The sequence below is a fragment of the Achromobacter maghribensis genome, assembly GCF_057334215.1.
Genome location: NZ_JBHFII010000066.1, coordinates 5681 through 17364, shown reverse-complemented (window position 1 = coordinate 17364; position 11684 = coordinate 5681). Strand labels below are relative to the sequence as shown.

The window sequence follows — 11684 nt, the reverse complement described above, 5'->3', positions numbered from 1 at the left end:
CCCCCCCCCCCGACGCCCGCGGACGCGGACCGCTGGTCGTGATGAACGAAGACGTGCATTACGCGCGCGAGATCCAGAAGATCGCCAGCGCAGGCCTGTGCGCCTTCGCTTCGCCCAACCGTGGCCGTGCGGGCGTCATGCATGGCGGCGTGCCGTGCTTCTATTCGCGCAATACCACAGCCCACACCACGCAAAGCGAGTTTTCACTCACATTGTTGCAACAGGCCGGCTGGCCGCGCGTGGACATCGTCTACGCGCATGCCAATCTGCAGGCCGACCTGATCGACTTCCTGGCTGGCCTGGCTGACGGCATCGTGCTGGCCGGCGTGGGCGACGGCAACGCTACCGATCTGGGCGTCGATGCTCTGAGCCGCGCGGTTGCCGGCGGCACGGCCGTGGTCCGCGCAAGCCGAACAGGCAGTGGATTCGTGGCCCGCGATGTCGAACTGGACGACGCCAGCCTGGGCTTCATCGCTGCTGGCGACCTGAATCCGCAAAAGTCACGCATATTGCTGATGCTGGGCCTGTCCGTCACCCGCGACACGGCCGCCCTGCAGGCAATCTTCGACCGTTACTGATCGGGAGGCGGCGTGCCGCCCGCGTCGCCTTGTTGCGCCAGGCCCAGGTTGGCGCGCAGCATGTCGTAGACCTGCCGCGTCAGCGGGTTGATCAGATCCCGCCTTATCCACAGGAAGTAAGTCACGTCCGGCAAGGGCGGAAGCCCTTCCTTTTCCCCCAGCACGCGCATTTCGGGCCCCAGCAGTTCCACGCTGCGGGCCGTCACCCCCAGCCCGGCGCGCAGCGCGGCTTTGATCCCGACCAGATTGGGCGCCACATAGTTGGTGTGCCAGCGCACGCGCGCCTGCTCCAGCGCGTTCAGGGCCAGCCGGCGGAAGATGCTGGGTTCGTCCGCCAGCACCAGCGGCACCGGCGCGTGCACGTCATGCACGTAGTCGGCGGACGCCAGCCAGACGGTGGGCGACGTGCGCAGCGCCACGCCTTCGAAGTCCTGGTCGAAGCGTGTGGATATCGTCAGGTCGATCTCGCCGGCACGCAAGGCATCCATCAGGAACGGGCTTCGGTCCACGCGGATCTCCAACTTCACGCGGGGAGCCGAACGCGCGATATGCGTCAGCAGCGTGGGCAGGATGGTGTCCGCCACGTCCAGCGGCGCGCCCAGCCGCAGATCTCCCTCCAACGGCCCATCCTGTAGCGCGCGCAACGCCTCATCGTTGATCGCCAGCATGTGCCGCGCGTATTCCACCAGCCGCCGCCCATGCGACGACAGCACCTTATTGCGCCCCTGTTTTTCGAACAGGGGCAGGCCGATGGTGGATTCCAGCCGCTGCATTTGCTGCGTGATGGCCGACTGCGTCTTATGCAGGCGGTTGGCCGCTTCCGAAAACGTGTCGTGCTGGGCGATGGCTGTCAGCGTGCGAAGCAGGTCCAGATCCAAATTGCGCATGTCAGGCTCTAAAAGTATTAGCGTTGCTAATGGAATGTTAAGGCAATTTAAATTGTTGACGCAGGGCGTGGGCGATACAGTAAACGCAATAACTCATGAAACAAGAGGAAAATCCAAAGTGAGCACCCCGCACCCCCACCAGGCCGGCATCGATGCCGCTATTGGAAATATTAAAAAAACTGTAGGAAATAAGGGGCTGAACCGAGACAGCCTCGACGAGGTCCTGCAAGAGCTGGTGGGCTTGGCCAGCCACACCGACTGGTGGACGGGCGAGCGATACGCAGCGCCCGAAGACGGTGAACGCCAGGCGCGTTACCTGATCGCCGAAGACGACGACAAGGGCTATGCGCTTTACCTGAACGTCATGCGTCCCGGCAACAAGATCGTGCCGCACAATCACACCACCTGGGCCTGTATCGCTGCCGTGGAAGGCGTGGAATACAACTACGTCTACGACCGCACCGACGACGGGTCGGTGCCTGGGGTGGGGCGGCTGGAGAAGACCGGAACGGTCGTGGTCGGCCCCGGTGCCGGTATCGCGTTGATGCCCGACGACATCCATGCCGTCGAAATTCAGGGCGACAGCGTCATCCGCCATCTGCACATGTACGGCCGCGCGCTCGAGACGCTGAATGAGCGCCTGGGCTTCGACCTGGAAGCCGGCACCTGCAAGATCATGCCGATCGGCGTGAAGACCCGCCGCTGACCATGAGCAAGCCCTACCGGTCCGCCACGCGCCTGCTGCGCGCGGGACGCCCTCATCAAGGGTGGGTCAATACCCCCGTCACGCGCGCCAGCACCTACGTCTTCGATAGCGTCGCCGCCTGGCGCGACACGCGGGAACGCCGCGAGCAAGAGCGCCTGCCGTCCTACGGCGCGCGCGGCACCGACAGCACGCATGCGCTGGAAGACGCACTGGTGGAGCTGGAACAGGGCTATCGCGCCGCGTTGTACCCGACAGGGCAGGCGGCGATCGCAACCGTGCTGCTGGCCTATCTACGGACCGGCGACCACGTGTTGGTGACCGACGCCGTATACGAACCCGTGCGCCGCTTCTGCGTCGAGCACCTGACGCGGCTGGGCATCGAATATACGTTCTACCGGCCGGACGGCGCCGGCATCGAGGCGCTGATCCGGCCCAATACCCGCATGATCTACGCGGAGTCTCCCGGGTCGCTGACTTACGAGATGCCGGACCTCACCGAGTTATCCACAGCTGCGCGAAAACACGATTGCTGGCTGGCTGTGGATAACACGTGGGCGTCGGGTTTGATATACAAACCACTCACGCTGGGCGCCGATATCTCCCTGCTGGCGGCCACCAAATACCTGGGCGGACATGCCGATGTGATGATGGGCGCTGCCGTCGTCAACCGCCGCGCCTGGCGCGCATTGGAGCGCGCCTCCATCGACTTTGGCCAGACGGTCGGGGCCGACGACGCGTTCCTGGTGTTGCGCGGCATGCGTTCGCTGCCGCTACGCATGGCGCAGCACGCCAGGAATGCGTTGCGGGTCGCAGAATGGCTGCAAGGCCGCGCCGAGGTGGCGCGCGTGCTTTGTCCGGCTCTGCCCAGCCACCCGTCGCACGCGATCTGGCGACGCGATTGCACCGGCGCCAATGGTCTGCTGACGATCGAATTGAGTGAAGCGTTCGACATGGCGGATGCCGAGCGGCTGATCGACGGCCTGCGTTTGTTCGGCATCGGCGCATCGTGGGGCGGTTTTGAAAGCCTGGTGATCCCGGCGCAGCTGAATTCACGTGCGCTGCCTGACCCGACCCCCCTCGGCGCGATGCTGCGCCTGCATATCGGCCTGGAAGACCCCGAAGACCTGATCGGCGACCTTGAACAAGGCTTGTCCGCGCTGACCCATTCCCCCCGTTCCCTACGAATCTCATGATGCATTCCACCTCCGCCCCTGGCGCCGCAGATATCGGCTCGCACACGCTCAAGCAATGGCTGCATGACGGCCGCGAGATCGCCTTGCTGGATGTGCGCGAACACGGCCAATACGGCGAGTCGCACCTGTTCTACGCGGCACCGGTGCCATACAGCCGGCTCGAAATCGATATCGTCCGCCTGGCCCCGCGTCGCGATGTTCGGGTCGTGGTGTACGACGATGGCGGCAGCGACCGCACCGCCGAACGCGCTGCCCGGGCCCTGGCAAAGCTGGGCTACCGCCAGGTGCATCGCCTGGCGGGCGGCATCGCGCAGTGGCAGCAGGACGGCTATGCCGCCTTTGCCGGCGTGAATGTGCCCAGCAAGACTTTCGGCGAACTGGCCGAAGAAGTTTTCCATACGCCGCGTATCGGCGCGCGTGAACTGGCCGAGCGCCAACGGCGCGGCGACGACCTGATCGTGCTGGACGGCAGGCCCTTCACGGAATACCAGAAGATGAGCATTCCCGGCGGCATCTGCTGCCCGAACGGCGAGCTGGCGCTGCGCGCCCACACGCTGGTCAAGGATCCCGGCACCACCATCGTCGTCAATTGCGCGGGCCGCACGCGCAGCATTATCGGTGCGCAGACCCTCATCAACCTGGGCGTGCCCAATCCCGTCTATGCGCTGGAGAACGGAACGCAGGGCTGGTATCTGGAAGACCTGCAACTGGAACACGGCGCAAGCCGCCGCTATGACGACGGCGTGGCGCCCGATGAACTGCCGACGCTTGCCGCCCGCTCGGCGCAACTGGCTGAACGTCATGGCGTACCGATGGTGGATGTGGGCGCGGTACAGGCATGGCTGCGCGACGAAACGCGCAGCACCTTCCTGTGCGACGTGCGCAGCGCCGAGGAATTCGCCCAGGGTTCATTGCCCGGCGCCCAGCACACGCCGGGCGGGCAACTGGTGCAGGCCACCGACCAATACCTGGCCGTGCGCGGCGCACGCATCGTCGTGTTCGATGCGGAAGGGGTGCGCGCGCCGGTCGTGGCCAGCTGGCTGCGGCAGATGGGCTGGGATGCCTGCGTGCTGAAAGAGGGCGTGCGTGCTGAATTGAAAAACGATGCGCCGGCCACGGACACCCCCGTCGTTTCGGCGCTGTCCGATGCCGGCGTGGCCGCGGCGTTGGCGCAGGGCGCGCAGGCTGTCGATTTGCGCCCGGGCATGCGCTATCGGGCCAGCCACATCGTGGGGGCGCGTTGGTCGATCCGCCCGCGCCTGGACCGCCTGGCGTTGGATCCCGCCCGTCCCGTCGTCCTGTTGGCCGAAGACGCGGCCATCGCGGCGTGGGCAATGGAAGACCTGACTGCCTTGGGCGTGACGGACGTCAAGGTAAACACCGGCACGCCAGCCGGTTGGGCTGCGGCGGGCATCGCGTTGGAATCCACCCCTGCCGTCCCCACCGACACCGAGTGCATCGATTACCTGTTTTTCGTGCACGACCGCCACGACGGCAACAAGGCCGCGGCGCGTCAGTACCTGTCCTGGGAGACCAACCTGGTCAAGCAGATCGATGAACGCGAGCTGGCGGGCTACCGGTTTCCCGCCGGCTGACGCCGCGCATTGACGCTGCCCGTCCAGGGCGCAAGCGCCACAGTGGCCCGTAGAGGCTGCGCGGCGCGACGACAGATGCATCAACCCGATCAATACGCCCCGGCGGCTTTCGCCGACGGGGTGCGGACGGTTCATGGCGAACCGGAATGCAAAGGACGGCCGAGTATCCGGCCGCCGACTCAAGGGGAAATCCAGATGAAGCACCATGCATTGCACGCTTGCGGGACAGCCGCCCTGGCCATGGCCGGCCTGATGTGGGGAGCAAGCGGCCAAGCCCAGACCCAGACCCAGACCCAGGCGCTGAAAGCGCCAGCCGATTATCCCAAGCAGGCCATCACCGTGGTCTCGCCGTTTCCGCCCGGGGGCGGCAACGACAATGTGGCGCGCCTGATCGCCCAGGAGCTGGGCGTCATCACGGGCCAGAGCGTCGTGGTGGAAAACCGCTCGGGGGCGGGCGGCAACGTGGGCACGGCGCAGGTGTCACGCGCCAAGCCCGACGGCTATACCCTGGTGATGTCGCAGACCAGCGTCATGGCCGTCAACCCGCGCCTGTACAAGAATGTCGGCTTCGATCCAGTAAAAGACTTCACGCCGATTTCGCAGATCACGTCCGCGCCGCTGGTGCTGGTGGCCCGCACCGAAAGCCCGTACAAGACGCTGGGCGACTATCTGGACGCCGCGCGCAAACAGCCGGGCATCATCACGTACGCCACGCCGGGCAACGGCACCATGAGCCATCTGATGGGCGCCCTGGTGTCCAAGAAAGCGGGCGTGAATCTGGTGCATGTGCCGTATCGCGGCGCGGCGCCCGCCATCACCGACCTGATGGGTGGCACGGTGGACATGCTGATCACGTCGCCGGCGTCGGCCGAACCCATGGTGACCGCGGGCAAGCTGCGTATCCTGGCCCTGAGCCACGAAAACAGCATCGGCGTTTTCAAAGGCGCGCCCACGCTCAAGCAAAGCGGCCTGGACGGCATCACCGCCGATGATTGGTATGGTTTGTTCGCCCCTGCCGGCACGCCGCCCGAGCGCGTCGCCTATCTGGCAGGCGCGGTGGCGCAGGCGATGAAGTCACCCAATGTGATCGCCAAGATCAACAGCGGCGGCAGTTGGCCGGTGGGCAGTCAGCCCGACGCGTTCAAGACGCGCCTGCAGGAAGACACGGTGTATTGGGCGGACATGGTGAAGACGGCAGGGGTGTCGCTCGACTGACGCGTCGCTGCCACCGGCCCCTGACAGGGTCCCGTACTGCCGGCTTCCTACACGGCCAGCACGTTGCCCGCCGCGGCCTTCAGCGCCGCGAATGCGGGCATTTTTTCCGCGCTGGTGTTGGTGACCAGATGGTCGATGCGGTCCGCGCCGCAAAACGACACGCGGCTGCACAGGCCGATCTTGCTGAAGTCCGCCAACAGCACCAAGTGCTTGGCATTGCCCGTCATCGCGCGGGCGACTTCCGCTTCGCGCAGGTCGTAATTGGTGGCGCCACACTCCGCGTCGACGCCTACCGGAGACAGCAATGCCAGGTCGGCGCGATAGCGGTGGATCTCGGCGATGGTGATGTCGCCGGCGGTGGCGCACACGGGCCCGCCAACCGCGCCGCCCAGCATGATCAGTTGATTGGCGCCGCTGCCTGCCGCGCCCACCTTCAGCGCCACGTCGAACGAGTTGGTGATGATGGTCAGGCCGGACAGCTTGGCCAGCTCGTCGGCGAGCACGCTGGTGGTGCTGCCCGCGTCCAGGAACAAGGTGTGTCCGCTGGACACGAGACCGGCCGCGGCGCGTGCGATGGCGCGCTTGTACTTCACGCGCGTGTGCACGCGCGCGGCGATCGGGGGTTCGCTGTGCACCGGCACGGCGCCGCCGTGCACGCGCCGCAATTCGCCCATCGCCTCCAGTTCAAGCAGATCCCGTCTGACGGTTTCGCGCGACACGCCCAGCTCTCCGACGATGCGGTCGGTCGATACCTGCTGCAATGACGACAGCAGCGCGCGGATTCTCTGATACCGCTCTTCTTGCCACATATCCGATGCTTCCTAATCTATCTTCGCCGCCGCGACGCCCCGGCGATCAACGCGCGCATGGCCAGCAAAGAACCTCCAACGACCAGCATGATAAGCGTGGAATACGCCGCCGCCTGCGAAACGAACCCCGCCTCGTCCAGCCGCAGTACCGACACCGGCGCCACGCTGATGGTCGGCGTTACCAGGAAGATCACCGCCGACAGCGTCACCATCGACCGCATGAACAGGAAAAAGAACACGCCCAGCACCGTGGGCGCGATCAGCGGCAGCACCGCATCGCGCAGGACTTGCACCGTGCCGCCGCCCAGGCAACTGACGGCCTCCTCCAGCGCCTGCGGCACGGCGCGCATGCCCGTCATCATCGTCAGGAACCCTTGCGTGTGATAGTGGTAGAAATTGCATAGCGCGATCAACGCCGCGCTGCCGTACAGCGCATACAACGGCGTGCCGGGCGCATTGAACGCGAAGATGTAGGACAGCCCCAGCACCAGGCCCGGCACCCCGACGGGCAGCACGGACAGCAGGTACACGACCTTGGCCCAGCCGCGTCCGATGCGGCACACACCGAAGCACAGGAAGAACAACAACAGCACGCCGCCGCTGGCAGCCGCCAGCGACAGGTACAGCGACGTCCACAGAGGGGCGTAGCCGCCGCTGACGGTGATGTCGTAGTGCTTCAGCGTCCATTCCATGCGGTAGGGCCACAGCCGCATGAAACTGGCGAAGACGACCGTCGCCACGGTCAGGATGATCGTGCCGCAGGCCAGCAGCACGCCGATGCCGAACACCGCATCGCGAACGGGGGCGGGTTGCGGGGCCACTCGCACGCCGCTGGGTGACGCCGACCCGAACTGGCGCTGCGAGGCCACGCGCTCTATCTGCACGGAGATCAGCGACGGCAGCAACAGCAGGATGCCCACGACGGACCCCATGCCGAAATTCATCTGGCCCGACACCTGGCTGTAGATTTCCGTGGCCAGCACCCGGTAATTGCCGCCGATCACCGCCGCGTTGCCGAAGTCGGTGATGGTGATGACGAACACCACGAAGGCGGCGCTCAGCAGTCCGAACTTGCAGTTCGGCAAGGTGATATCGAAGAATTGCCGCGCGCTGGACGCGCCCATGACTTCGGCCGCGTCGTAGTAGCGGGCGTCCATGTTGCGCAACGCGGCCTGCAGGATCAGCACGGCCTGGGGCAGGGCGTAGAACACGTTCGAGATCAATAGCCCCCAGAAGCCATAGATATCGACCTCCCAACCGGTCCAGCGGTGCACCAGCCCGTTGCGTCCCAGGATGAATATCAGGCCCAGACCCTGCACCAGCGAGGGCGCCAGCAGCGGCAGCACCAGCGCCAATCGCACAAGCGCCTTGCCGCGCATGCAGCTGCGGTCAAGACCATAGGCGATGGCGAATCCCAGCGTGATGCTGACGGCGGTGGTGGCGGCGCTCATCACAAGGCTGTTGACGGTCGCGGTCAGGATGCCGCGTGTGGCGAACACCTCGGCATAGTTGCTCAGCCCGATCGATCCATCCTTTTCCACCAGGCTGCGCCACGCCACGGCCGCCAGCGGATACAGGAAAAACAGCGCCAACCCCGCCAGAGGGATCGCCACGCAGGTCCACAGCAGCAGCCGGTCCGCGGACCACGGCGCGCGCCCCGCAGGCGCCGCGACGGCCGCACCCGCATGTAGCGTGCTCATCGCCGGCTCCCGCCGCGCGGGGTCATACGCTGACCCAGGCGCATTCGCCGGGTTCCACGTCCAGCCGAACGGGCGCACCGCGGGACAGCCCAGCCGCGCCATGTTGCTCGACCACCAGCTCACGTCCCAGCCACGCGACGCGCAACCGCGTCAGGTTACCCATGAAGGTCATGTCCTGCACGCGGCCCGGACCGTGCTCGTCGGCGGCGATGCGCAGGTTTTCCGGGCGCAGGCAGGCTTCATAGCGTTCGTTCGCGCCCTCGGGTCGCGTCGCCAGCAGATGCGGCATCGCATGGCTCACCCAATCGGTGGGCAGCAGATTGCTCAAACCCACGAAGTTGGCCACGAAGCGCGTGCGGGGCCGCAGATAGAGGTCGGACGGGGACCCGACCTGTTCGATGCGCCCATCGTTCATGCAGACGATCTTGTCGGCCAGCGTCAGCGCTTCTTCCTGGTCGTGGGTCACCATGATGGTCGGGATCTTCAGCCTGCGCTGCACGTCGTGGATCTCGGCGCGCATGTCGGTGCGCACGCGCGCATCCAACGCCGACAGCGGTTCGTCCAGCAGGATCAGCGCCGGGTCCACCGCCAGTGCGCGCGCCAGCGCCACGCGCTGTTGCTGTCCCCCCGAAAGCTGGTGCGGATAGCGTGGCGCGTAGTCGGGCAGCTTGATCAGGGCCAGCAGTTCAGCCACTCGCGCGGCGATGCGGTCGCGCGGTTCGCCGCGGATGCGCAAGCCGTAGCCCACGTTTTCGGCCACCGTCATGTTGGGGAACAACGAGTACGACTGGAATACGATGCCAAAGCCGCGCTTGCGCGCCGGCAGCTTGCTCAGGTCGCGCCCGCCCAGCGTGATGGTGCCGCGGTCGAACGGCAGCAGGCCCGCCACGATGCGCAACAAGGTCGTCTTGCCGCAACCGCTGGGGCCCAGCAGGCACACGAATTCATGTTCGCCGACGGACAGGTCGATGTCCTCCAGCGCGACCGACGCGTCGAAGGTTTTCCGTATGCCGCGCAGTTCCAGATACATGGCGTCTCCCAGACGCGAGAGCGGCGGGCGGGCCCCGCCGCGCCAGCCTCAGCGCTTGATGGTGTCTTGCCAGGTCTTGATCGTGGCGTCGCGCTCGGCGGCCGACTTCTGGAAATCCACTGGATACAACACGGCGGTCAGGTCCTTCGGCAGGCCCGCGGCTTCGGCCGCCTTGTTGGGGGCCGCGCCCGGGATGGTGACGAGTTCCTTGTACTTGCTGTACAGGCCGCCGGCCTGCGCGGAGAGCGTCCAATCCAGGAAGCGTTTGGCATCGGCCGGGTTCTTCGCTGTCTTCATCAGGCCGGACGCCTCCAGCTCGTACCCCACCCACTGCTTGGGGATCACCATCTTGACCGGATAGCCCTCTTCGATGGACTGCATGGCGGGGAACGCGAACGATACGCCGATCGCGTATTCGCCCGCGCGGGCCATCTTGCAGGGGCGCGATCCCGACGGCGTGTATTGCGCCACGTTCTTGTCCAGGTCCTTCAGCAGCGCCCAGCCCTTTTCCTTGCCCAACCCCTGCAGCAACGCGACGATCTGCAGGTAGCCCGTGCCGGAAGCGGCCGGACTCGGGATGACGATCTCGCCTTTATAAGCGGGGTTGGCCAGGTCTTCCCAAGACGTCGGCATGGGCAGCTTCTTCGCCTTCAGCCGGTCGGTGTTCACACAGAACGCCGCAACATAGCCGGTGGCGGCAAACCACTTGTTGTCCGCGCCCTTGTACTGGGCGGGCAGGGTGTCGATCCCCTTGGCCGCATAGGGCTCCAGCAGGTTCTGCAAGCGCGGCTCCAGCATGTTGCTGACGGCAAAGCCCCAGATCACGTCCTGCTGAGGGTTCGCCGCTTCGGCGATCAGCCGGGCGCCCAGGTCACCGGTAGACAGGCGCAGCACGTTGACCTTCACATCCGGCATGGCGGTGTTGGCCGCCTTCAGATAGGCCGCGATCTCGTCTTCTTCCAGCGCGGTGTAGACGGTGATGGGACCGGCGTGGGCGACGTGTGCAAAACCTAGGGAAATTACTGCAACCACAACGCTAAGCTTCTTCATACATTGCATGATGGGACTCCGGTGGGGAATACATGGCAACGGTGCGAGCTACTGATGCGGACGGCGACCCTGCCGCAGGGGGCGAGGTTGCAGTTTTAGGTATATTTGCAAATTTGGGGCAACGTGTCTAGACTGGAAAAACCCCTGGGAGCACCGTGATGCAAACCTCCGCCGCGCTGCCGGCGCAGCAATTGGCCGAATATTCCTCGTTCGCGCAGACGCTGGCGGACCGCGTCCGGCCCTTGTCCCGCAAGTGGTTCCGGCACCCGCTGTCCGTCGACACCAAGGCCGACGAAAGCCCCGTGACGCAGGCCGACCGAGAGGTCGAGGCCGCGCTGCGCGACGCGATCGCGCAACACTACCCTCAGCACGGCATCTTCGGCGAAGAGTTCGGCGCGCTGCACGCCGAAGCCGAGCTTGTGTGGTCGCTGGATCCCATCGATGGCACGCGCGCATTCATCTCGGGCAGCCCGTTATGGGGCACGTTGCTGGCGTTGCTGCATCGGGGCCGTCCGGTGCTGGGCCTGATCGACATTCCCACGTTGCAGGAACGCTGGATCGGCGCGGCCGGCTCGCCGGCGCGGCTGAATGGCGACCTCTGCCAGGCCAGCGCCTGTACCGAACTGCGCGACGCGATCCTGTACGCCACGTCGCCCGACATCTTCGAAGGCGCGGAACTGGCTGCCTTTGATGCCTTGGCCCGTGCCGCGCGCATGCGCCGCTACGGCGGCGATTGCTACAGCTACGGGCTGCTGGCCAGCGGCCACATCGACCTGGTGGTCGAAGCCGGCCTGCAACCCTATGACTATCTGGCGCTGATGCCCGTGATCGAAGGCGCGGGCGGCGTCATCACCGATTGGGCTGGGCAGCCGCTCAGCCTCGAATCGCAGGGCCGCGTCGTCGCGGCCCCCACCCCGCCGC

The 11684-nt window shown here is 65.9% G+C and carries 11 protein-coding genes; 6 read left to right on the top strand and 5 right to left on the bottom strand.

The window, feature by feature from the left end; genetic code table 11:
* A partial coding sequence (locus ACE039_RS30490; RefSeq protein WP_485824217.1) for an asparaginase domain-containing protein occupies positions 1–578 on the top strand: 578 nt, incomplete at its 5' end.
* Here ACE039_RS30490 and ACE039_RS30485 read toward each other — a convergent pair.
* Complete coding sequence (locus ACE039_RS30485; protein WP_105555671.1) at positions 572–1465, bottom strand: LysR substrate-binding domain-containing protein; 894 nt, start codon at positions 1463–1465, stop codon at positions 572–574. The genes ACE039_RS30490 and ACE039_RS30485 overlap by 7 nt on opposite strands.
* 118 nt (positions 1466–1583) lie before the next feature.
* Between ACE039_RS30485 and ACE039_RS30480 the strand changes: the two genes are divergently transcribed.
* From ACE039_RS30480 to ACE039_RS30465, 4 genes are all read left to right on the top strand, one after another.
* On the top strand, positions 1584–2171 hold the full coding sequence (locus ACE039_RS30480; RefSeq protein ID WP_105555672.1) for a cysteine dioxygenase family protein: 588 nt from the start codon (positions 1584–1586) through the stop codon (positions 2169–2171).
* 2 nt (positions 2172–2173) lie between these two features.
* The gene (metC, locus tag ACE039_RS30475) at positions 2174–3364 is read left to right on the top strand and encodes a cystathionine beta-lyase (RefSeq protein ID WP_485824216.1); all 1191 of its coding nucleotides are present in this window, start codon (positions 2174–2176) and stop codon (positions 3362–3364) included.
* The gene (locus ACE039_RS30470; protein ID WP_485824253.1) at positions 3364–4959 is read left to right on the top strand and encodes a rhodanese-like domain-containing protein; all 1596 of its coding nucleotides are present in this window, start codon (positions 3364–3366) and stop codon (positions 4957–4959) included. Before metC ends, ACE039_RS30470 begins: the two co-directional genes overlap by 1 nt.
* Before the next feature lie 195 nt (positions 4960–5154).
* The gene (locus ACE039_RS30465) at positions 5155–6174 is read left to right on the top strand and encodes a Bug family tripartite tricarboxylate transporter substrate binding protein (protein WP_485824215.1); all 1020 of its coding nucleotides are present in this window, start codon (positions 5155–5157) and stop codon (positions 6172–6174) included.
* Positions 6175–6221: 47 nt separating this feature from the next.
* On the opposite strand, the gene ACE039_RS30460 is transcribed toward ACE039_RS30465, so the two are convergent.
* Genes ACE039_RS30460 through ACE039_RS30445 form a run of 4 tightly spaced genes read right to left on the bottom strand, consistent with a single transcriptional unit; the run spans position 6222 to position 10772 of the window.
* Entirely contained in the window at positions 6222–6983 is a 762-nt protein-coding gene (locus tag ACE039_RS30460) for a DeoR/GlpR family DNA-binding transcription regulator (RefSeq protein WP_485824214.1), read from the bottom strand.
* Between the two features lie 17 nt (positions 6984–7000).
* Positions 7001–8683 (bottom strand): ABC transporter permease subunit, encoded by a 1683-nt coding sequence (locus ACE039_RS30455; protein ID WP_485824213.1) that lies wholly within the window; start codon positions 8681–8683, stop codon positions 7001–7003.
* Between the two features lie 22 nt (positions 8684–8705).
* Positions 8706–9713 (bottom strand): ABC transporter ATP-binding protein, encoded by a 1008-nt coding sequence (locus tag ACE039_RS30450; RefSeq protein ID WP_448711867.1) that lies wholly within the window; start codon positions 9711–9713, stop codon positions 8706–8708.
* A gap of 48 nt (positions 9714–9761) precedes the next feature.
* Positions 9762–10772, bottom strand: coding sequence for an ABC transporter substrate-binding protein (locus ACE039_RS30445; RefSeq protein ID WP_485824212.1), 1011 nt, complete (start codon positions 10770–10772; stop codon positions 9762–9764).
* Between the two features lie 149 nt (positions 10773–10921).
* Here ACE039_RS30445 and hisN point away from each other — a divergent pair.
* On the top strand, positions 10922–11684 hold a 763-nt coding region (hisN, locus tag ACE039_RS30440), incomplete at its 3' end, for a histidinol-phosphatase (RefSeq protein ID WP_485824211.1).